The sequence below is a fragment of the Streptomyces flaveolus genome (genome assembly GCF_000716535.1).
GTDB classification, from domain to species: Bacteria; Actinomycetota; Actinomycetes; order Streptomycetales; family Streptomycetaceae; genus Streptomyces; species Streptomyces flaveolus_A.
Genome location: NZ_JNWV01000030.1, coordinates 1 through 21,748, shown reverse-complemented (window position 1 = coordinate 21,748; position 21,748 = coordinate 1). Strand labels below are relative to the sequence as shown.

Sequence of the window (21,748 nt, the reverse complement as noted above, 5' to 3'; positions counted from 1 at the left end):
CTATGGAACTGAACAGACGCACGGTCATAGCGGGAGCAGCCGCGGCGGGCCTCGCCGCCACCACCCTCGGCGGCACTGCCGAAGCCGCCTCGGGAAGGAAACCGAGGAAGGAACTCTTCGGCACGCTCGCCGACGGCACGAAGGTGTACCGCTGGTCGCTGGAGAACGGCGGCACCCGGATGAAGGTGCTCTCCTACGGCGGCATCGTCCAGACCCTTGAGCTGCCCGACCGGCACGGCCGGTACGCCAACGTCGTGGCCGGGTTCGACAACATCGCCGACTACGTGGCGAAGAGCCCGTACTTCGGCGCCCTGATCGGCCGGTACGGCAACCGCATCGGCAAGGGACAGTTCACGCTGGACGGGAAGCCGTACCAGCTCTCCGTGAACGACGGCGCCAACAGTCTGCACGGCGGGGCCCAGGGCTTCGACAAGCACGTGTGGCACGTCGAGCCGTTCACCAAGGGCTCCGACGTCGGCCTGAGCCTGCACTACACCAGCGTCGACGGCGAGATGGGCTACCCGGGCACGCTGCGGACGACGGTGACGTACACCCTCACCCGGCACGGCGACTGGCGCATCGACTACGAGGCCACCACCGACAAGGCCACCGTCGTCAACCTCACCAGTCACGTCTACTGGAACCTGGCCGGCGAGGGCAGCGGCACGATCGAGGACCACGAACTCACGATCGCCGCCTCCCGCTACACCCCCACCGACTCCGGTCTGATCCCCACCGGCGAGCTGGCCAAGGTCGCGGGCACCCCGTTCGACTTCCGGCACGCCAAGCCCATCGGCCGGGACATCCGGGCGGGTCACGAGCAGCAGGTGCTGGCAAAGGGGTACGACCACAACTGGGCGCTGGACAAGGGGATCACGGCGAGGCCCGAGCACGTCGCCACCCTGCGCGACCCGCGCTCCGGCCGCACCCTGAAGATCGCCACCAACGAGCCGGGGCTGCAGTTCTACTCCGGCAACTTCCTCGACGGAACGCTCACCGGAACCGGCGGCCGCACCTACCGGCAGGGCGACGCCCTGTGCCTGGAGACGCAGCACTTCCCGGACTCGCCGAACCACGCGAACTTCCCGTCGACGGTGCTGCGGCCGGGCCAGACGTACCGGACGTCGACCATCCACACCTTCGGGGCGTGAACCGGCTCACACCGCCGGTGAGTTGAACGACACTGCCGTCGCCTCCGTATCGAAGGGTGGCCCGTGCTCCCCCGCACGGGCCACCCTTCGACGGAGGTTCCCTTGGCCGGCAACGTCACCTCGTTGTTCCGCGGCACCGCCGCGCACAGCCCCTCCATGGCGGCGCTGACGCGGGAGGGCGGCGACGGGACCGGCCCGGTGGACTTCTGCATTCCGTGCAATCCGTACTTCCCGACGCCCGCCATGTTCGAGGAGATGGCGGGCCGGCTGCGCGAGATCGTCACGTACTACCCCAGCAGCGCCGACACCGTCACCGCGGAGCTGTGCAACCTGCTCCAGCTCCCGCCGCAGTGCGTGGCGATGGGCAACGGTTCCACGGAGCTGATCACCTGGATCGACCACCTCCTGGTCCGCGAGTCCCTGGCCGTCCCCGTGCCCACCTTCGGCCGCTGGACCGACCAGCCGATGGAGACCGGCAAGCGGGTCGACATGTTCCCGCTCCAGGAGGCGAACGGCTTCGCGCTGGACCTCGGCCAGTACGCCGAGTTCATCCGCGCCCGGGGCACCCGGGTGGCCGTGATCTGCAACCCCAACAACCCCGACGGCGGCTATCTGCGCCGCCGGCAGATCGTGCAGTTCATGGACGCCATGGCGGACCTCGACCTGGTGATCGTGGACGAGTCCTTCCTGGAGTTCGCCGACGCGGAGGCCGAGCCGAGCGTCGTCCAGGAGGCCATGCTCCGCCCCAACGTGATCGTCCTGCGCAGCCTCGGCAAGAATTTCGGCCTGCACGGCATCCGCTTCGGCTACCTCGTCGCCAACCCCGCGCTCGCGGGCAAGGTCCGCGCCATGCTGCCGAAGTGGAACCTCAACTCCTTCGCCGAGCACGTGGTGTTCATGCTGAAGGAGCACGGGCCCGAGTACGCGCAGAGCCTCCAGCAGGTCCGCCGCGACCGCCTGGAGATGGCCAGCCAACTCTCCGCACTCCCCGGCCTCACCGTCTACCCCTCCCAGGGCAACTTCCTCTTCGTACGGCTGCCCGTCGGCGCCGAGGGCACGGTGGTACGGGACCGGATGCTCACCGAGCACCGGATCCTGGTCCGCGAGTGCGGCAACAAGATCGGATCCTCCAGCCGCTTCCTGCGGCTCGTGGTGCGCCCCCAGGTCGACGTGCGTCGCCTGGTGTCCGGCCTGGAACAGGTGCTCTACGGGTCCAGGAGGGGAGCCGCCGTACCCGAGCCGGGCACCGGGACCAGCTACAGCTCGGGTACGGCGGCGGTCGACCGGCTGGTCAGCGAGACCAACGGGGCCGGTGTGCGGCTCACACCGGCCGGCCCCGCTCCGGCCGCCGGCACCGGCATGCCGCTCCCCGCCGCCGTGGCACCGGCCGGCGGCGGGATGCCGATGCCGGCGGCAGCCCAGCCACTGCCGACGCCGGCCCCCGCGGCGCCGGCCCCCGTCCCGGTACCCGCGCCCGCGCCCGCGCCCGCGCCGGTGGCCCCTACGCCCGTACCGGCCCCGGCACCCGTACCGCTCGCGCCCGCCGCGGCCCTCGCCCCCACCCCGCCCGGCGTTCCGGCCCGGGGTGGGCTCACCGCCGCCCAGGTCCGCGGGATGACGGCCCCGGCACCCGCCGCCGGCCTGACCCCGGCACCCGCGACGGGCTGGCCCAACGCGCAGAGCTGGCCGAACGCGGCGGGAACGGGCCAAGCGGCCGTCTGACGCGGCTCCCGCCGGACCGCCGGCTTCATCCGGTGATTGATAGGTTCACCTGATGCCGGTGACTGTCGCGTACGAGAACCTGAACACCTCTGACCTGCCGAGGCGGGGCATGGAGCCCGCGACGGCGCCCGTCCACGTCCTGCTGGTGGATCTCGAAGCGGACCTCGTCATCCGGGACGGCGAGCGGACGGTGTGCGCGGTGGAGGACTTCCCGGTCGCCGAACTGGCACGCGCCCTGGTCGACTGGCTTGGGCGGGAGCCGGAGCGGGACGGCTTCCGTTTCGAGTCGATGTCCTTCGAGGAGGTGGGCACGGTTCGGATCGAGCAGACGACGGGCGGCTGGCGGGTCGGCTCGGTCTTCGAGCCGGACGGCTGGACCGCGCCGGTCGCCTGGGAGGTCCTGGTGGCGGAGCTGACGCGGTTCACGGACGCCGTTCGCGAGGGGGTCACGGACCTCGGTGCCGACCCCGCCCTGATCCCCGCGCTCAGTACGCCACCGGCCGGCTACTCCCCCGGGGCGGAGGGGAGTCGGCGGCACGCCACCCTCACCGGGAAGTAACTGTCGCTCCGCTCGCTTCCCGGCCAGTGTCGGGCTGGAGCGAGCGCCCCGGAGAGGCGGTGGCCCGGACCGGTACCGGGCCCTGGGGTCGGCATGGTGATTGGCGGATTTGTGCCAAGGGGTGCGCTTAAAGGGGCAGGTCGTGGGGTTGGGTGGTCGGTGGGAGTGGTTCAAATCCGCCAATCACCGGGACCGTGTGACCTGAGGGGCTCCTGGGGCGCCACGGCAGGAGGATCCCACCCACCGTTCGCCGCTCAGCCCACCCGGCGTGCAGGCGAGACGCGACCGCGCCCCCGACTCCGGGTGCGTGCCGGGCTCGGGTGAGGGCCCGTAGCCGCTTGGGCCACGGCTTTCCGGGCCGCCCGCTCGCTTCTCCCTCGTGGTGGAGCGGGCCGAGTCAAGGGGGGGCCGGAGGCCCATCGCCGAAGGCGACGCGGAACGCGCCCTTTACTCGGGCCGCGGAAGCACGACACTGGCGAAGAAGCGGGCGGACCGACGGCAACCGACTCAGCCGGCGTTCACGGTCCGGGCGTCTCGGCGCCGTTCACGAGGTCGGGCACTCCTTCCAGGCCAAGTGGTACACCGTACTGATGTCCCCGTCCGTCGAGTCCATCGTCATGAAGCTGACCTTGTCGGGGGTCGCGGTGCCGGCGTTCACGCGCAGCTCCGTGTTGATGTTGAAGTTGCGCAGCACACCGCAGGGCGCCCAGACCAGTTGGGCCCAGTCGGTGGAGTCGGTGGCCTGCCAGTCGTCGTTGTAGGGGCCGTTGAACGGGTGGGTCCTGGGCACGGTGTTCGACGAGCCCTGGAAGTAGTACGACGCCTTCTGCGTGCCCGTGGCGCCCCGTTGGAGCGAGGCGAAGCCCCGGTAGTCGGCGCTGGCTATCGCGTACGTGAAGCCCTGCGGGACGTGGACCACCAGGTTGAGCTGGCAGTTCTTGCGGAAGGCCGTGGGGTCGGAGTTGCCGCCGGCCTGGGCCAGGTAGGCGCTGTAGGTCACCGTGAAGGCCGTGTTGTCCGGCGAGACCGCTACGGCGGCCGTACCGGCGGGGCAGCCCGAGCCGTTGACCGTCGCCACGTCGATGACGATCTTGTCCGGGGGCGGGTCGTCGAAGACGGAGGAGGGGCTCTGGGCGGGCAGTGCGGTGGTGAGGAGAGCGGCCACGGCGCCGCTCAGGAGGATTCCACCAGCCATGGTTTCTCCCGGTTTTCGAGTGGGGGGTGTGCCTCCCGCCGCATCCGCTCCGGGTCGTTCCAGTCGTTCGAGCCGTTCGGGCCGTTCAAGTTTGAAGAAGTTGTGCGTCCGTTGTGAACGGAGCGTGGAGGCGTGGGTAGCGTAGGGAGCCCCGCCCGGCGCCGGGAGAGCGAACTCCGGCCATTCACATCGGGGTTTTCACGGACGCGCCCGGTGGGCCGGGCGCGCACGCGGCGGTCGTGCCGTTCACTCGCCCCGGACGCCCGTGGGGACAAGCGTCTTGAGGGACGTGGCCGGGTGGCCGATCTCCAGGGAGCCGAGGATGCCGTTGAGGAGGGAGGCGCCCGGGACACCGGTGGGCGGGGCGGGGCGGGCGGCCGCTCCGGCGGTGGGCGCGGATGCCAGGAGGGCGGCCGTCAGGGCGGTGACACAGGCGAGTTTCTTGATCATGCCCGCCCTAACGACGGATGCCCGCCGGGGAAACTCGCCGGTGCGCCGGCCGGGGGACACTCACCGGTGCGCCCGCCGGGGGGCCGGCGTTGCGCTCACGGGTTCTCCCAGGCCGCCGGTTCCGCCGCCAGGGCGCGGACCGGCTCGGGGAGGTCGTCGGCCGCGAGGTCGGCGACGGTGACGCCCTCGAGGACGCGGCGGACGTTGGCGCGCAGGGCGATCCACAGCGGCAGCAGCGGCTGGGCGGTGCCGGTGTAGGCGAGGCCCGTCGGGCGTTCGCCGCGCACCGACACGATCGGGCCGTCGACCGCCCGGATGACGTCGGCCACGGTGATCGAGGCCGCGTCCCGTGCCAGCCGGTAGCCGCCGCCCCCGCCGCGCCGGCTGTCGACGATCCCGGCCCGTCGCAGGTCGCCGAGGATCCCTTCCAGGAACTTGTGCGGGATCTCCTGCACGGCGGCGATTTCTTCTGCCTTCACCGGGCCGTTACCCTGCCGTACGGCCAGCTCCAGTACCGCCCGTACCGCGTAATCCGCCCGCGCCGAGATCCTCATGGGTCCATTGTGGGGCGTGTCCGTGGGGAGAATGGCCGGACCTCGCCCCCGTAAGATCGCCCGGGAGGATCCACCTTGGCGCTCAGCAGACGTACCTTCAGTGCCCTGACCGGCTCCGCCGCGCTCGGTCTCGCCCTCGGCGGCAGCGGCGGCCCCGGGGCGCCCTCCGCGTACGCGGGGAGCAGCGCGCCGACCGGTCCGGCACCGCTGCCGCCGAGCGCCGACGGCGAGCGGCACACCATCGGGTACGACCGTTACTCGCTGCTCGTGGACGGGCGGCGATTGGTGGTGTGGTCCGGCGAGATGCATCCGTTCCGGCTGCCGAGCCCGTCCCTGTGGCGGGACGTGCTCCAGAAGATGCGGGCGCACGGGTACAACGCCGTGAGCATCTACGTGGCGTGGAACTACCACTCCCCCGCGCCCGGCGAGTACGACTTCAGCGGTGTCCGGGACCTCGATCTGTTCCTGCGGACGGCCGCCGAGACCGGGCTGTACGTCATTCTGCGGCCCGGTCCCTACATCAACGCCGAGGTGGACGGGGGCGGCTTCCCCGGGTGGCTGACGGCGACCGAGGGCACGGCCCGGACCGACGACCCGGCCTATCTGGCGCACGTGGACGAGTGGCTGACCCGGGTGAACCGGATCGCCCGCCGGCATCTGTTCACGCAGGGCACCGGCACGATCCTGCTGTACCAGATCGAGAACGAGTACGACGCCCACGTGGACGAGTCCACCGGGCGGAACTACATGTCCCACCTGTACCGGAAGGTGCGGGGCGACGGGATCGACGTTCCGTTGTTCCACAACGACAAGGGGCGGAACGGCTACTGGGTCCCGGGGTCCTTCGACACCGGTGGGGAGCGGGGCGGCTGGCTGTACGGGTTCGACGGGTATCCGTCGCCGTCCCAGACCCCGCCGGACTGGGGACACTACGGGCCCGGCGGGGCGAAGGGCGGGGCCACCGCCTCCCCCACCACGCCCGGGTTCGTGCCCGAGTTCGGGGGCGGCTGGTTCGATCCGTGGGGCGGTGCCTGGTTCGACGGCAAGGGATACGCCGAGTCACGGCGCACCCGGGACGCGGCGTACGAGCGGCGGTTCTATCTCACCAACCTCGCCAACGGACTCACCCTGCACAACGTGTACATGACGTTCGGGGGGACGTCGTGGGGCTGGCTGCCCGCGCCGGTCGTCTACACGTCGTACGACTACGGCGCCGCCATCGACGAGGGCCGGAACGTCACGGACAAGATCGCGCCGATGCACCAGCTCGGCCATCTGCTCCAGCGCGTGCCCGACTTCGCGAAGCTGGACCGGGCGGCGGACGTGACGGCCGACGGGCTGAAGGTCTACCACCTGACCAACCCGGACACCGGCACCCATGTGTACGTCGCCCGCAACGACGGCACCGACCCGGTCACCACGGAGCTGCCCACCGACGCGGGCAAGCTGCGGATCACCGTGCCCGGCAAGGACGCCAAGCTGCTCACCACGGGACTGCCGCTCGGCAAGCGGACGCTGAAGTACGCCACCGCCGCGCCCATGACGGTGCTGACGGCGGGCCGGCAGGACATCGCCGTGTTCGCCGGGCGGGGCGACGAGATGGCCGAGCTGGTGCTGAAGTGCCCGGCGGAGCCCCTTGTGCAGCGGCTGGACCCGGAGGCCGGCTGGGCCTTCGACCGGAACGAACTCCATGTCAACGCCCCCCTTGGCCAGGGCGGGCTGACCCGGGTGCTGGTGCAGAAGGGCGAGACCGACACCCCGCTGCTGCTGCTCTTCGCCGACGACGCCACGGCCGTCCGCCTCTTCCCGTACGACACCCCGTCCGGGACCCTCCTCGTGTACGGCCCGGCGCTGCTGCGGCACGCGGAGCTGCGCGGGTCGGAGGTCCACCTGACGGGTGACATCGCCGAGCGGACGAGCATGGAGGTGTGGGGCCCGCGCGGGATCGGCACCCTGGTCTGGAACGGGCGGAAGCTGCCCACCCGGGTGACGCTCTCGGGCAGCCTGCTGACCACCGGGATGCTGCCGGACACGCCCGAGGTAAGGCTGCCCGGGCTGGGCGGCTGGCGGATGCGCACGGAGAACCCGGAGGCGGGCCCGAGCTTCGACGACTCGTCGTGGAAGGCGGCCGACAAGACGTCCTCGTACAGCACCACGGCCGTCCCGGACGGACAGCCGGTCCTCTTCGCGGACGACTACGGCTTCCACTACGGGGACGTCTGGTACCGGGGCAGCTTCTCCGACAGCACCGGTGTCGAGGAGGTCTCCCTCGCCTACAGCACCGGCACGCAGGGCCTGCTGATGGCGTGGCTGGACGGCGAGCCGCTGGGCACGCACCGGATGCCGGTGCCGGACAAGAACGTGACCATCCGCAAGGGGAGCTGGGCGGACACGGCGGTGTTCCCGGTGCGTGAGCGGCTGCGCTCCCCCGGTCGGCATGTGCTGTCGGTCCTCGTCCGGCGTATGCAGCACGACCAGGACGGCAAGGCGCTCGACACGCACAAGGTGGCGCGGGGCCTGACGGCGGTCACGTTCAAGGGGGCGTCGCCGAAGGTGCGGTGGCGCATCCAGGGCGCGGGCGCCGCCGACCCCGTGCGCGGGCCGATGAACAACGGCGGCCTGTACGGCGAGCGGGAGGGCTGGCACCTGCCCGGCTTCCGGGACCGGGACTGGGAGAAGGTGACCTTCCCGCGCGCGGCGCGGTACCAGGGCGTGACCTGGTACCGGACCACGTTCCGGCTGTCGGTGCCGGCCGACGTGGACGCGTCGATCGGCCTGACCCTGGACGACGACCCGTACCGCGCCTACCGCGCCCAGATCTTCCTCAACGGCTGGAACCTGGGCCAGTACGTCAACAACGTCGGCCCGCAGCACACCTTCGTCCTGCCGAACGGCATCCTGCGCACCCGGGGCACCAACACCCTGGCGCTGGCGGTCCTCTCGGAGTTCACCACGCTGTCGGGCCCCGGGTCGGTCCGGCTGACGCTGCTCGGCAAGGCGACGGGCGGCGTGCCGGTCGAGCCGGTCTGATCACGCCAGCCTGATCACGTTCCAGGACAGCGGCTCCAGTACGGCGGTGAGGGTGCCGTCCCTCAGGGCGGTGCCCTCGACCGGGTGCGGGGTGACGCGGTCGGGGTCGGTGAGGGTGTTGCGGGCGTCGGGGTCGGCGTCCGCGAGCGCGCTGTGCTCGGTCACGGCCGTCAGCTCCAGTCCGTTCAGCGCCACTTCCAGGGGCAGGGGCTCGGTGCGGCCGCGGTTGACCGCGAACACGGTGACCGTGCCGTCGTCCGCGCGGACGGCGGTGGCGTGCAGCAGGTCGGTCTCGCCGTACTTCTTCGTGTCGTACGTCGGCGAGTCCACGCGGACGTCCAGCACCTGGCCCCGGCCGTACCGCGAGGCCTGCGCGAAGGGGAAGAACGTCGTCTGCCGCCAGGCCGGGCCGCCCGGCTCGGTCATGATCGGGGCGATCACGTTGACGAGCTGGGCGAGGCAGGCGACGGTGACGCGGTCGGCGTGCCGGAGCAACGCGATGAGGAGCGAGCCGAAGACGACCGCGTCCGTGACGCTGTAGTTGTCCTCCAGCAGGCGGGGCGCCTCGGGCCAGTCGGACTGGTCGACGGACCTGGCGTACTCCTCCCACTTCGAGAGGTACCAGACGTTCCATTCGTCGAAGGAGAGGTTGATCTTCTTCTTCGACTTCAGTTTCGCGCCCACGTGGTCGGCCGTCGCGACCACGTTCTCGATGAAGGACTCCATGTCGACGGCCGAGGCGAGGAAGGAGTCCAGGTCGCCGTCGACGGGCTCGTAGTAGGCGTGCAGCGAGATGTGGTCGACCAGGTCGTAGGTCTCCTCCAGGACGGTCGCCTCCCACTCGGCGAAGGTGGGCATGGCCTGGCTGGAGGAGCCGCAGGCGACCAGTTCGACACCGGGGTCCTGCTGGCGCATGGCGCGGGCGGTCTCGGCGGCGATCCGTCCGTACTCCCGCGCCGTCTTGTGGCCGGTCTGCCAGGGGCCGTCCATCTCGTTGCCGAGGCACCAGAGCCTGATGCGGAAGGGCTCCTTGTCTCCGTGGGCGGCGCGCAGGTCGGAGAGGGCGGTGCCGGCGGGGTGGTTGGCGTACTCCTGGAGTTCGAGGGCCTCCGCCACGCCTCTCGTCCCGAGGTTCACCGCCATCATGGGTTCGGCCTGGGGGCCGAGCTTCCGCAGGAACGCGATGTACTCGGAGAGGCCGAAGCGGTTGGTCTCGGTGGAGTGCCAGGCCAGGTCGAGCCGGCGGGGGCGCTCTTCGACGGGGCCGACGGAGTCCTCCCACTTGTACCCGGAGACGAAGTTGCCGCCGGGGTAGCGGATGGTGGTGACGCCGAGTTCGCGGACGAGGTCCAGCACGTCCGTGCGGAGGCCTTCGGCGTCTGCCGTGGGGTGGCCGGGTTCGTAGACGCCGGTGTAGACGCAGCGGCCGAGGTGTTCCACGAAGGAGCCGAAGAGGCGGGGGTTGACTCGGCCGACGGTGAATGCGGGGTCCAGGGTGAAGCGGGCGGTGCTGTTGCTCATGGAATCCTTCCGGGTCACTTGAAGACCGGCCAACCCGCACGCCACCGGAGCTCGTTGAGGCCCAGCTTCGGGGTGCCGTCGTCGTCCGCGTCGTAGTAGTGGTAGGCCAGCCAGGTCTTGCCGTGGGTGCGGAACGTCGACTCGCCGCCGGGGCCCACGTAGCGGCCGTGGCCGGCCAGCAGGAGGTCGCCGCCTCCGTCGAGCATCGACCGGCCCTCGCTGTCGGGCCCTCGACCGCGTAGGGGGCGTCGGGGCGGGTCGCCAGGTGGTGGACCGGTGCGTGCCCCCACCGTTCGAGAGATCGCCGTTCGAGATATCGGATAGCGCTCGTAACTTCGAACGGAACCGTAGATAGGAAGCGCTTCCACGTCAATGGGTCGCAGACAAGCTCATAGGTGGTTCCTCGTTGAACGACGGTCGCCGGATTGCATGACGCGGACACATCCAGGCGCGTACGCTCGGACCAGCCGCAACCGGCGGTGGGGAGGGAGACAGATGAGTTTCGGGGGCGCGCGGGAGCAGGCGGCACGCCTGGCCGCACGACTGCGACGCGCCCGCTCCGGCCCGGCCCGCACACGGCGCTCCGGCCCCGGCCCGGCGATGCGCGCCCTGGCCGGCGACCTCGCCGCCGCCGTCCGCGCCCGGCCCGAACCGCCCGGCGGTGTACGGGCCCTGTGCCGGGCGCTGTGCGAGGAGATGAGCGCGCTGCGCGGCGGACGGCCGGTGGAGCTGCGCTTCGAACGCTTCCCGGACGAGATCGAAGTCACCGGTCTGTGGGTCGAGTTCGCCGACTTCGACCTGGTCATCGTGGAGGAGCGGGCCGAGGCCGTGCAGCAACTGGTCATCCTCGGGCACGAACTGTGGCACCTGCACGCCGGTCACCGGCACCACCACCTGGCCGGAGCCGCCGCCGCCCGGGCCCTCACCGACACGCCCGGCTGGCGGGAGGCGGCCCTCACCGTGGCCGCCCGCGACGGCTCCCGGGAGACCGACGAGGCCGAGGCCGACGACTTCGGGCACCGGCTGGCCACCCTGTTCCGCGGCCACCTCTGCGGGACCCGCACCACCGCGCTGGACCCGGTGCAGCGTTCCCTCGGATACCGAGGCAGGGGAGGAACGGCCCGGTGAGGGGAGGAACCGCCCGGTGACCCGGCTGGCGCTGAACCCCTCGGGATTCCTCAACGAGTTCTACATCTCCTTCTGGATCCCCACGGCCGTGCTCACCGCCGCCCTGGTGATCAAGCTGCCCACCATCATCCGGCTGTGGCGCGACCCACTGCTGCGCGCGGTCGGCGGACTGCTGCTGCTCGCCTGCGCGGTGTTCGTGTTCTGCACGCCCTCCACCATCGCCTGGGTCAACCGGCTGACCGGCGTGCCCAACATCTCCGCGCCCTGGTGCTATTCGCTGATCACCGCGTTCTGCGGCTCCTGTCTGCTGCTCATCATCACCTGGCGCAACGGCCTGTCCGACCGCTCGGCCGCCACCCGCCGCGCGATGCGCTGGGTGATCTCGGTGTACTCGGGGGTGATCGTCGCCCTGTGGGTGCTGTTCCTCCTCGCCGACGCCCCCGAGGAGCGGCTGCGGGACCTGGACACCCACTACGCCACCACCCCGTTCATGCGCGAGGAGATCCTGCTCTACCTCGTCGCCCACGCCGTGGCCTGCCTGATCACCTCCCGGCTCATCTGGAACTGGGTGCGCACCGAGGGCCTGGACGCCTGGCTGCGCTGGGGCCTGAAGCTGCTCGGTGCCGGCTACGTGCTGAACCTGATCTTCGACGCGGTCAAGCTGATCGCCGTCGTCGCCCGCTGGTTCGGCCAGGACCTGGACTGGCTGAGCACCAATCTGGCCCCGCCCGTGGCCGCGCTCTCCGCCATCCTCATCGCCGTCGGCTTCATCCTGCCGCACGCCGGCCAGTACCTGCACGACCGCTGGCGGGTCCGGCTCGCCCACCGCGAACTGCGGCCCCTGTACCAGCTCATGCGCACCGTGAGCGGCGAAGGGGTGCCGTTCGTGCTGCGCGCCACGCCCGAACTGCGGCTCACCCGGCGCGAGACGTTCATCCGGGACGTGCTGCTGCCGCTGGCCCGGCACATCGACACCGGGCTCGGCCGGCGCGCGTACGACGCCGCGCTCGGCCTCGGCCACCCGCCCGAGCGGGCCCGCGCGCTGGCGGCCGCGGTGAGCATCCTCGACGCCGTCGAGACCAAGGCCCGTGCGCCCGAGCCGCCCGAGGCGGCCGCCGGGCCGGACACCACGAACCTGCTCCAGGAGATCGGGGCCGTATCCCGAGCCCTCCGCCGTCCCGACGACATCGCGGCGGTGCGCGCGCGTGCGGCCGTCCCAGCAGAGAGCGTTGCCGTTCATGAATGAGCACAGACCCACCGCCGTCGTCCTCGGCGGCTCCCTCGCCGGCCTGCTCGCGGCCCACGCCCTGACGGCCGCCGGTGCCCGGGTGACGGTGGTCGAGCGGGACGCGCTGCCCGACGGGCCCGCGCCCCGCAAGGGGCTGCCGCAGGCCCGGCATGTGCATCAGCTCTGGTCCGGCGGGGCGCGGGCGCTGGAGGAGCTGCTGCCCGGGGCGATCGGGCGGTTGCGCGCGGCCGGGGTGAGCCGGGTGCCGATGACCACGGACATGGTGGCGCTGTCCCCGTACGGCTGGTACCGGCGCTGGGCCGAGTCCGCGTTCATGCTGCCCGCGAGCCGGGATCTGCTGGACTGGGTGGTACGGCGGCTGGTGCTGGCCGACGGGCGGGCCGAACTCGTGGAGCGGGCCGAGGCGACGGGGCTCACCGGCACGGCCGGCGCGGTGACGGGGGTGCGCATCCGCGCCCACGACAGCGCCGAGCGGACGCTGACGGCCGACCTCGTCGTGGACGCCACCGGACGCGGCTCGCGGGCGGCGGGGTGGCTCACCGGGCTGGGGCTGCCCGCCGTCGAACGGCGGGAGGTCGACTCCGGGCTGGTGTACGCCAGCCGGCTGTACCGGGCGCCGGAGGCGGCGCGGGCCGGCTTCCCCGTCGTCAACATCGAGCCCGATCCGCGGGGTTCCGGGACCGGGCGCGGGGGTGTGCTGATGCCGGTGGAGGACGGCAAGTGGATCGTCACGCTGTTCGGCGGCCGCGGTGACGAACCGCCGTCCCGCGCCGAGGAGTTCGAGGCGTACGCCCGTGACGGACTGCGGCATCCGCTGATCGGGGAGTTGCTGGGCGGGGGCGCGGAGCCGCTCGGGGAGGTCGCGGTCACGCGGACGACGGCGAACCGGCGCCACTTCTTCGAGCGGATGCCGGTGTGGCCCGAGAACTTCGTGGTCGTCGGCGACGCGGTGTGCGCGCTGAACCCGGTGTACGGGCACGGCATGGCGGTGGCCGCGCGATCGGCGCTGGCGCTGCGGGACGTGGTACGGCGTCAGGGGCTGGGGGGCCGGGGAGTGGCCCGCCAGGCGCAGAGGGCCGTCGGGCGGACCGTCCGGGCGGCGTGGGACCTCGCCGTCGGGGCGGACGTGTTCTATCCCGGCGCGACCGAGCAGGGGCCGACGCTGCGGGACCGGGTGCTGGCCGCGTACGTCGGACGCCTGCTGCGGACCGCCACGGGGAACGGGCGCGTGGCCCGGCGGGTGACGGACGTGACGGCGCTTCAGCGGGGGGCGGAGGTGCTGTTGGCGCCGAGTGTGCTGGTGGCCGCGGTGGCGGGGCCCCTGAAGCCGGCGCTCACGGCTCCGCCGCTGACGTCGGAGGAACGGAAGTCCGCGGGGTTGTAGGGCGCGGGGGGGCGGCTTGTGCCGTCGGCCGGCCGCGGGTCCGTGGTGGCTGATCGCGCAGTTCCCCGCGGCCCTTCGGGAGCGGCCCTGGGGGTGGTCCCTGCCGTCCGCCGGCCGCGGGCCCGTCGAGGCCGGTCGCGCAGTTCCCCGCGCCCCTGGGGAACTGCGGTTCCGTCGACTGTGTGGTGCACGGCGGCCCCGTCAGCGCCTGGTCGCGCGGCCCGATCCCGAGCCGCGCCGGCGGGCTCAGCCCTCGAACGCCGGTTGGGGCAGGCCCTGCCCGGCGCCGGGCACCACGAGCAGGGAGCCCGACAGGGGGTCGGTGGGCGGCAGGCCCGTGCGGGCTGTCGTGATGTAGAGGTCGGTCAGGGCGGCGCCGCCGAACGCGCAGGCTGTCGTGCGGGGGGTCGGCAGGGTGATCACCCGGTCCAGCTCGCCGGCGGGCGTGTAGCGGCGGACCGCTCCCCCGTCCCACAGCGCCACCCACACGCAGCCCTCCGCGTCGACGGTCAGTCCGTCCGGGAAGCCCGCGCCCTCCTCGATCTCCACCAGCGTGCGGCGATCACGGACGCCGTCCTCGTCGTGGTCGAAGACGTCGACGCGCCGGGTGGGGCTGTCGACGTAGTACATCAGGCGGCCGTCGGGGCTCCAGCCGGTGCCGTTGCTGACCGTGACGTCCGGCAGGACCGTGCGCACGGCGCCGTCCCCCGTCAGCCGGGACAGCGTGCCACCGCCGGGCGCCTCGTCGTACCGCATCGTGCCCGCCCACAACGACCCGTCGGGCGCCACCGCCGCATCGTTCGCGCGGCGCCCCGCGACCGGCTCGTGGTGCAGCCAGCGGAACGTGTCGTCGGGGTCCAGCAGGCCCACGCCGTCCCGCAGGTTGAGCACCAGGCCGCCGCCCGCCCGGGGCTTGGCCGCGCCGACGTGCTGCGGTGTCGTACGGATCGTGCGCCGGCCGGAGGAGGGGTCGTAGGTGTGCAGCCGCATGCCCAGGATGTCCAGCCAGATCAGCCGGCCCGTCGCCGGGTCCCAGGTGGGGCCCTCACCGAGCGCGGCCTCCGCCCGCACCGCGACCTCGTACGCCGTCATGCCGCGCTCCGGTGGCCCAGCCGCTCCGACAGTTCCGCCGCGCCCTTCGCGGCGAGCTGCTCCAGCTCGGCCCGGCGCTCGTCGCTCCAGCGGATCATCGGGACGGAGATGGACAGCGCGGCCACGACCTGGCCGGTGCGGTCGCGGACCGGCGCGGCCACGCAGGAGACGTCCGGGTTGGACTCGCGGCTCTCGACGGCGATCCCGCGCTGCCGGATCTCCGCCAGGACCTCGCGCAGGGCGGCCGGTTCGGTGATGCTGTTCGGGGTCATCGCGACCAGTTCGGCCTCGTCGGGGATCCGCGCGGTCAGCTCCGGCTCGGGCAGCGAGGCCAGCAGCATCTTGCCGACGGAGGTGCAGTGGGCGGGCAGCCGGCGGCCGGCGGCGGAGACCATGCGGACCGCGTGCGTGGAGTCGACCTTGGCGATGTAGATGACGTCGGTGCCCTCCAGGATGGCGACGTGCACCGTCTCGTCGCAGGTCTCGGCGACGGAGCGGGCCACCTGCTGGCCCTCGGCGGCGAGGTCGAGCTGCTCGGCGTAGCGGCTGCCGAGCTGGTACGGGCGTACGCCGAGCCGGTACCGTCCGGGCTGTCCGGGCACCTGCACGATGTACGACCGGGCGGCGAGCGTGGTGACCAGCTCGTGCACGGTGGTGCGGGGCAGTTGGAGCCTGCGCACGATGTCGGGGGCGGAGAGCGTCCCGTCCCCGTCGAGGAACAGCTCAAGAATGTCGAGAGCTCGGGTCACGGCAGGCACGAGGCGTCCCACGTCCGGCCCCCTCCCTTGGGTCTCAGCGCCTGTGTCGGCGATATCGGCGGTCGAGACGTCCGGGACGTTCGAGATATCAACAGGCGATCGGCATGACGAACACAGGCTAGTCATGGAGAGGTGCCCGGGCAATGGGTCGGGAGGGACACCCGTGGTCACGGCACCATGGACCCATGGATCCGGACTTCCAGCTGGTCCTGCTGCGCCGCATGGCCGACCACAACCCCGGCCTCGTCGAGGACGCCCGACGGCGGCTGGGCGCCTCGATCGCGGACATGCGGGAGGCCAACAAGCGGTGGCAGGCCATGGTCCGCTCGCCGCGGTCCCGGGGCGCCGCCGCCCGTTACCGCTCCGTCCTCGGCGAACCGGAGTCCGTCGTGCCGCGCCGGCTCGGCGACGTCGACTGCGAGGCCCGGCGGTGGGCCCTGCCGCTCTGGCCCGCCCTGCGCTTCGAGGTGCTCGTCGGGCCCGACGGCGGAGTCTGGAACGAGTGGCTGGTGCGGGCGCCGGGTGCGCCGGCGCCGGAGCTGCGCACGCTGGAGGATCTGACCCCTTGGTCCTGCACGGTCGACGAGGCCGCCCGCGCCTTCGCCCCCGCCCGCCCGCTGGAGGGCACCGCCCCCACCCGGTGGGGGCTGGCGCTCACCGCCCCCGGCCGCGACGGCGTACGGCGGCAGGTGGTCGCCGAGTTCACCTGGGGGCTGCTCCAGCGGACGGCCGTCCTCACCCCGGAGCGGTGAGAGCTGGAGCCTCATCGGAAGCGGCAGGGCGCGGGGGCGCGCCGGTCAGGTACGCGTGACCGCCGGGGCGGCCGGGTCCGGGTCCTCGGCCGCCGCGAGGATCGCTTCCGTCACGCGCGGCAGCGAGTCCGGGTGCAGCCACAGGAACAGGTTGGGTTCCACCAGCTCCAGTTCCATCAGGCGGGGCTCGCCGTCCTCGCCGTCCACCAGGTCCACGCGCGCGTACAGCAGCCCGGGCGCGCCGGGCACGACCGCCAACGCCTTCTCGGCGACGGCGAGTTCGGCGTCCGTGGGCTGCCAGCGCTCCAGGTCGGGGTGGGCCACCTTGTCGGCGTCGTACGGCGTGCCGGGCGAGAGCACGGCTCCCTTGCGGCTGACGTGCAGCAGCCGCCCGCCGAAGAACTGCAGCGCCCGCTCACCGCGCACGTCGATGCCCGGCATGTACGGCTGCACCATCGCGGTGAAGCCCTCCGCGTGCATCCGCGCCAGGTGCCGTACCGCCGTGTCGCGTTCGGCGGGCGTGTAGCGGGCGGCGAACCGGGCGCCCGCGCCCGAGGTCGGCTTGATCACGAACTCGTGCCCGGCCGGCAGGCCGGCCGGCTCGCCGGGGGCCAGGTAGCGGGTGGGGACGGTGGGCACGCCGGCCGCCGCCAGCTCCCCGAGGTAACGCTTGTCGGCGTTCCAGCGCACCACGGGGGCCGGGTTGGCCAGCCGGGTCAGCGCGCCGACCCGGTCCACCCAGGCGGCGAACTCCGCGGCCCGCCAGCTGTAGTCCCAGGTCGAGCGGATGACGACCAGGTCGTACCCGCCCCAGTCCACCGCCGGGTCGTCCCAGTGCCGGGCCTCCGCCTCGGCACCGGCGTCCGCGAGCGCCCGCACCAGCGCCGGCAGGTCCGCGTCCTTGCTCGGCCCGGTTCCGGGGTCGTAGGTGGCGAGGGCTATGCGGGGCACGGCGGACTCCCTGTCGTACGCGGGTTCGACGGTCGGTGCGGCTGCGAGGCTAACAAGCGCCGCGGGAACCGTGACACCCCTGTTGACCTTCCCCTTCGGTCAAGCCCCAGCATCGGTGGCGGACGACGAGACGCGCGAGGTGCGCATGGAGCTGCTGACCATCGGGGCGTTCGCGAAGGCGAGCCGGCTGTCACCGAAGGCATTGCGCCTGTACGACGAGCTGGAGCTGCTGCCGCCCGCCCGGGTCGACCCGGACACCGGTTACCGCTACTACGCCCTCGCCCAGCTGGAACGGGCCCGGCTCGTGGCCTGGCTGCGCCGCCTGGGCATGCCCCTGGCCGAGATCCGGGCGGTGTGCGCCCTGGACGCGGCGGGCGCGGCCCGGGAGATCCGGGCGTACTGGGCGCGGGTGGAGGCGGAGACGGCCGTACGGCGGGACCTCGCCGCGTTCCTCGTCGAGGAGCTGACCGGTGAGTCGAGAGGGGAACACACCACCATGCTGGAACTGCGTTACGCGGCCCGTTCGGACCGCGGCCACGTCCGCCCGGCCAACCAGGACACGGTGTACGCGGGCCGCAGGCTGCTCGCCGTCGCCGACGGCTGCGGCCCGGCGGGGGCGCCCGCGAGCAATGCCGCGGTGGCGGCGCTGAGGTTCCTGGACGAGCAGCAGGAACCGGCCGCCGGCAGTGTGCTGAACCTGCTGGAGGAGGCGGTGCGCGGGGCGAACGAGGCCGTACAGGACCTCGCGCGGGCCGGAGGGGAGGGCGGCGAGGAGAGCGGGACCACGCTGACCGCGCTGCTGTGGACGGGGTCGAAGCTGGCCCTCGTGCACATCGGGGACACGCGGGCGTACCTGCTGCGGGACGGCGAGCTGTTCCGCATCACCCACGACCACAGCGTGGTCCAGTCGCTGATCGACGAGGGACGGCTGACGGAGGAGGAGGCCGAGAGCCATCCGCAGCGGGCCCTGCTGCTGAAGGCGCTGGGCACCTTCGGCACACCGCCGGTGCCGGATCTGCGGGTACGGGAGGCCCGTGCCGGGGACCGGTACCTGTTGTGCTCGGACGGGCTGACCCGGGTCGTCCCCGACGCGCTGATCGAACGGCTGCTGGCCGCCGAGGCCGATCCGGAGGCCGTCGTACGGTCGTTGATCGACGCGGCCAACGCGGCGGGCGGTCCCGACAACGTCAGTTGTGTCGTCGCCGATGTGGTGCGATCCGCCCGCCCGTCCGTCCCCGTCGGCTAGAAACGGTCGCATGGCACAGCACGGCACCGACGCGTACACCGGTGCGGACGGGCTGCCGCCGCTCGTGCGGCACGCCCTGTCCGCCGCCCGCGCGCACGGCTTCCCCTTCTCCTGCCGGCCCGAACAGGGCCGCCTGCTGCACACGCTGGCGGGCGGCGCCCGGCTCCGGATCGGGGAGACCGGCACCGGGCTCGGTGTCGGCCTGGCCTGGCTCGCGTCGGGGGCCGCCCCCGGGGTGCGGCTGGTCAGCGTCGAGCGGGATCCGGAGCGGGCGCGGCGCGCCGCCGAGGTCTTCGCCGGCCGGCCCGCGGTCACCGTGCTGACCGGCGACTGGCGGCGGATCGAGGAGTACGGCCCCTTCGACCTGCTCGTCCTCGACGGGGGCGGGCAGGGCAAGGCGCCCGGGGACGCGCCCGCCGACGTGGAGCGGCTGCTGGCGCCCGGCGGCACGGTCGTCGTGGACGACTTCACGCCCGCGGCCGGATGGCCGCCGCTGCACGAGGGCCGGGTCGACCGGGCCCGGCTGCACTGGCTGGAGCATCCGGCGCTGCGGGCGGTCGAGCTGCGGCTCGCGGCCGATCTGAGCGCTGTCGTCGGGACGCGGGTCCTGGTGTAGGAAGGTGCTGTCGTCCCCGGCAGTCGGCACCGCCCGACAGTAAGGAGTGCGCCGCGTGTCCTCCCTCTTCCCCGCCCTGACGGACGGTCCGGGCGAGCGCAGCGAGACGGGGGTACCCCCGGACGAAGTCCGGGGGAGGACCGCCCTGCGGTTCGGACCACGGTCCCTGACGTACGGCGGGCTGGCGGGCGCCGCGGGTGCCCTGGCCGCGCGGATCGAGGGCTCCGGCCGGGTCGCCGTATGGGCCACCGCGGAGCTGGAGACCGCCGTCGCGGTGACGGGCGCGCTGCTCGCCGGGGTGGCGGCGGTGCCGCTCAACCCGAAGTCGGGCGAGCGGGAACTGGCGCACATCCTGTCCGACAGCGCCCCCTCCCTCGTGCTCGCCGCGCCCGGCGTCGAACTCCCGCCGGTGTTCGGTGACCTGGCACGGATCGAGGTCGACGCGTCCGCCACCGGTGCCGTCCCTCAGGAACGGGCCTCGGACGGTGACCCGGCGCTGATCGTCTACACCTCCGGCACCACCGGCCCGCCCAAGGGCGCGGTCCTCCCCCGCCGGGCCCTCGCCACCACCCTGGACGCGCTCGCCGACGCCTGGCGGTGGACCGGCGACGACGTGCTGGTGCACGGGCTGCCGCTGTTCCACGTGCACGGGCTGGTGCTGGGCGTCCTGGGCCCGCTGCGGCGCGGCGGCTCCGTAAGGCACCTGGGGCGGTTCTCCCCCGAGGGCGTGGCCCGGGAGCTGAACGCCGGCGCGACCATGGTGTTCGGGGTGCCGACGATGTACCACCGGATCGCGGAGGCGCTGCCCGGCGACCCGGAGCTGGCCAAGGCGCTCGCCGGGGCCCGGCTGCTGGTCTCGGGCTCGGCCGCGCTGCCGGTCCACGACCACGAGCGGATCGCGGCGGCGACCGGACGCCGGGTGATCGAGCGGTACGGCATGACCGAGACCCTCATGAACACCAGCGTGCGGGCCGACGGGGAGGCCCGGGCCGGGACGGTCGGGGTGCCGCTGCCGGGCGTGGAGCTGCGGCTGGTGGAGGAGGACGGCACGGAGATCACCGCGTACGACGGGGAGAGCGTCGGGGAGATCCAGGTGCGCGGCCCGAACCTGTTCACCGAGTACCTGAACCGGCCCGACGCCACCGCCGCCGCGTTCACCGCCGACGGCTGGTTCCGCACCGGGGACATGGCCGTGCGCGAGCCCGACGGCTACGTCCGCATCGTCGGCCGCAAGGCCACCGACCTGATCAAGAGCGGGGGGTACAAGATCGGGGCCGGTGAGATCGAGAACGCGCTGCTGGAGCACCCGGGGGTGCGGGAGGCGGCGGTCACCGGAGAGCCGGACGCCGACCTGGGCGAGCGGATCGTGGCCTGGATCGTCCCGGCGGACCCGGAAACCCCGCCGGGCGCCGAGGAGTTGGCGGACCACGTGGCGCGGCGGCTTGCCCCGCACAAGCGCCCCCGGGTCGTCCGTTACCTTCAGGCGCTCCCCCGCAACGACATGGGGAAGATCATGAAGCGGGCCCTGTCCGATGCCTGAGCGGCTCTCGGCACGGGAGATACTCGCGCTGGTCGCGGACGCGGACAGCTTCCGTGAACTGCCCGCCCCGGTGCGGGAGTCGAAGCGGGACGACGGCCCCCTCGGCTGGCAGGGCTACGACGCCTCCCGCGACCGTGCCGCTGCCCGCACCGGCGAGCGGGAGTCGGTCGTCTGCGGCACCGCGCGCGTCGGGGGGACCCGGGCCGTCCTGATCGCGTTCGAGTTCGGCTTCCTGGGCGGCTCGCTGGGCGAGCGCACCGGGGACCGGCTGGAGGCGGCGTACACCCACGCCCGCGAACACCGGCTGCCGGTCGTGCCGTTGATCGCGACCGGGGGCAGCCGGATGCAGGAGGGCATGCTCGCGCTGACCCAGCTCCAGCGGGTGGCCCGGCAGTCCGCGCTCACCCGCGAGGCCGGGCTGCCCCAGATCGCGGTCCTGCGGGACCCGACGACCGGTGGCGGCTGGGCCACCCTCGGCGCGGGCGCGGACATCGTCCTGGCCCTCCCCGGCGCCCAGGTCGGCTTCGCCGGCTCCCGGGTCCGCCCGCCCGGCGCCGACCCGGCCGCGTACACGGCGGAGTCCCAGCTCAGGGCGGGTTCGGCGGACGCGATCGTGGCGCCGGCCGAGCTGAAGGGGGTGCTCGGGAGGTGGCTGCGGCTGCTGTCCGGGCGGGAGGCGCGCACCACGCCGGACGTCACACCGACCGACAGCGCACAGCCCACCGCCCCCGCCCCGGCATCCGCCCAGTGGCCCGCGCCCGCCTCCACCCCGGGGTCCGCCCAGGGGACCGCGCCCGCCTCCGCTCCAGGATCCGCCCAGGGGACCGAACCCGCCCCGCCGGAACCCGCC

The 21,748-nt window shown here is 73.1% G+C and carries 20 protein-coding genes; 12 read left to right on the top strand and 8 right to left on the bottom strand.

What is annotated here, in order from left to right; genetic code table 11:
• Positions 1-2: 2 nt before the first annotated feature.
• The 3 genes from OO52_RS30170 (at position 3) to OO52_RS30160 (ending at position 3,432) form a co-directional block, all read left to right on the top strand.
• Positions 3-1,151, top strand: coding sequence for an aldose epimerase family protein (locus tag OO52_RS30170; protein ID WP_030649540.1), 1,149 nt, complete (start codon positions 3-5; stop codon positions 1,149-1,151).
• A 102-nt stretch (positions 1,152-1,253) separates the two neighbouring features.
• Complete coding sequence (locus OO52_RS30165) at positions 1,254-2,873, top strand: pyridoxal phosphate-dependent aminotransferase (protein ID WP_030649541.1); 1,620 nt, start codon at positions 1,254-1,256, stop codon at positions 2,871-2,873.
• 52 nt (positions 2,874-2,925) lie between these two features.
• Positions 2,926-3,432, top strand: coding sequence for a hypothetical protein (locus OO52_RS30160; RefSeq protein WP_234339801.1), 507 nt, complete (start codon positions 2,926-2,928; stop codon positions 3,430-3,432).
• A gap of 544 nt (positions 3,433-3,976) precedes the next feature.
• Here OO52_RS30160 and OO52_RS30155 read toward each other — a convergent pair.
• The 3 genes from OO52_RS30155 to OO52_RS30145 all read right to left on the bottom strand — a co-directional run bounded on the left by OO52_RS30155 (position 3,977) and on the right by OO52_RS30145 (position 5,631).
• On the bottom strand, positions 3,977-4,627 hold the full coding sequence (locus OO52_RS30155; protein WP_030649543.1) for a DUF4360 domain-containing protein: 651 nt from the start codon (positions 4,625-4,627) through the stop codon (positions 3,977-3,979).
• 246 nt (positions 4,628-4,873) lie between these two features.
• Positions 4,874-5,077, bottom strand: a complete 204-nt coding sequence (locus OO52_RS30150) for a hypothetical protein (protein ID WP_030649546.1) — start codon at positions 5,075-5,077, stop codon at positions 4,874-4,876.
• Between the two features lie 95 nt (positions 5,078-5,172).
• The gene (locus tag OO52_RS30145; protein WP_030649548.1) at positions 5,173-5,631 is read right to left on the bottom strand and encodes an RrF2 family transcriptional regulator; all 459 of its coding nucleotides are present in this window, start codon (positions 5,629-5,631) and stop codon (positions 5,173-5,175) included.
• A 75-nt stretch (positions 5,632-5,706) separates the two neighbouring features.
• Between OO52_RS30145 and OO52_RS30140 the strand changes: the two genes are divergently transcribed.
• Positions 5,707-8,661, top strand: a complete 2,955-nt coding sequence (locus OO52_RS30140) for a glycoside hydrolase family 35 protein (RefSeq protein ID WP_030649551.1) — start codon at positions 5,707-5,709, stop codon at positions 8,659-8,661.
• Here OO52_RS30140 and OO52_RS30135 read toward each other — a convergent pair whose 3' ends face one another.
• Both OO52_RS30135 and OO52_RS30130 read right to left on the bottom strand, forming a co-directional pair.
• On the bottom strand, positions 8,662-10,182 hold the full coding sequence (locus tag OO52_RS30135; RefSeq protein ID WP_030649554.1) for an alpha-N-arabinofuranosidase: 1,521 nt from the start codon (positions 10,180-10,182) through the stop codon (positions 8,662-8,664).
• 14 nt (positions 10,183-10,196) lie between these two features.
• Positions 10,197-10,388 carry a hypothetical protein gene (locus tag OO52_RS30130; RefSeq protein WP_030649557.1) on the bottom strand — a complete coding sequence of 64 codons (192 nt, stop codon included), beginning with the start codon at positions 10,386-10,388 and terminating at the stop codon, positions 10,197-10,199.
• Positions 10,389-10,677: 289 nt separating this feature from the next.
• Between OO52_RS30130 and OO52_RS30125 the strand changes: the two genes are divergently transcribed.
• The 3 genes from OO52_RS30125 to OO52_RS30115 are packed head-to-tail and all read left to right on the top strand — an operon-like array spanning position 10,678 to position 13,943.
• Positions 10,678-11,310, top strand: a complete 633-nt coding sequence (locus OO52_RS30125; RefSeq protein WP_030649560.1) for a hypothetical protein — start codon at positions 10,678-10,680, stop codon at positions 11,308-11,310.
• Positions 11,311-11,326: 16 nt separating this feature from the next.
• Complete coding sequence (locus OO52_RS30120) at positions 11,327-12,556, top strand: MAB_1171c family putative transporter (RefSeq protein WP_030649563.1); 1,230 nt, start codon at positions 11,327-11,329, stop codon at positions 12,554-12,556.
• A complete protein-coding gene (locus OO52_RS30115; RefSeq protein WP_030649566.1) occupies positions 12,549-13,943 on the top strand; it encodes an NAD(P)/FAD-dependent oxidoreductase in 1,395 nt (464 codons plus the stop codon). The genes OO52_RS30120 and OO52_RS30115 overlap by 8 nt, the downstream gene beginning before the upstream one ends.
• Before the next feature lie 246 nt (positions 13,944-14,189).
• Here the strand turns inward: OO52_RS30115 and OO52_RS30110 are convergent, their stop codons facing one another.
• Complete coding sequence (locus OO52_RS30110) at positions 14,190-15,035, bottom strand: SMP-30/gluconolactonase/LRE family protein (RefSeq protein ID WP_030649569.1); 846 nt, start codon at positions 15,033-15,035, stop codon at positions 14,190-14,192.
• A complete protein-coding gene (locus OO52_RS30105) occupies positions 15,032-15,805 on the bottom strand; it encodes an IclR family transcriptional regulator (protein ID WP_030649572.1) in 774 nt (257 codons plus the stop codon). Before OO52_RS30105 ends, OO52_RS30110 begins: the two co-directional genes overlap by 4 nt.
• A gap of 173 nt (positions 15,806-15,978) precedes the next feature.
• Here OO52_RS30105 and OO52_RS30100 point away from each other — a divergent pair, with 173 nt between their 5' ends.
• On the top strand, positions 15,979-16,545 hold the full coding sequence (locus OO52_RS30100) for a hypothetical protein (RefSeq protein WP_420711433.1): 567 nt from the start codon (positions 15,979-15,981) through the stop codon (positions 16,543-16,545).
• A gap of 45 nt (positions 16,546-16,590) precedes the next feature.
• Here the strand turns inward: OO52_RS30100 and OO52_RS30095 are convergent, their stop codons facing one another.
• Positions 16,591-17,496, bottom strand: coding sequence for an ATP-grasp domain-containing protein (locus OO52_RS30095; protein ID WP_030649577.1), 906 nt, complete (start codon positions 17,494-17,496; stop codon positions 16,591-16,593).
• 145 nt (positions 17,497-17,641) lie between these two features.
• Between OO52_RS30095 and OO52_RS30090 the strand changes: the two genes are divergently transcribed.
• From OO52_RS30090 to OO52_RS30075, 4 genes are all read left to right on the top strand, one after another.
• Positions 17,642-18,742, top strand: coding sequence for a MerR family transcriptional regulator (locus OO52_RS30090; RefSeq protein ID WP_030649580.1), 1,101 nt, complete (start codon positions 17,642-17,644; stop codon positions 18,740-18,742).
• A 10-nt stretch (positions 18,743-18,752) separates the two neighbouring features.
• Complete coding sequence (locus tag OO52_RS30085) at positions 18,753-19,358, top strand: O-methyltransferase (RefSeq protein WP_030649582.1); 606 nt, start codon at positions 18,753-18,755, stop codon at positions 19,356-19,358.
• A gap of 55 nt (positions 19,359-19,413) precedes the next feature.
• Positions 19,414-20,898 (top strand): acyl-CoA synthetase, encoded by a 1,485-nt coding sequence (locus tag OO52_RS30080; protein ID WP_030649583.1) that lies wholly within the window; start codon positions 19,414-19,416, stop codon positions 20,896-20,898.
• Positions 20,891-21,748, top strand: an 858-nt coding sequence (locus tag OO52_RS30075) for a carboxyl transferase domain-containing protein (RefSeq protein WP_280923250.1), incomplete at its 3' end; no start/stop codon positions are given. The genes OO52_RS30080 and OO52_RS30075, both read left to right, overlap by 8 nt.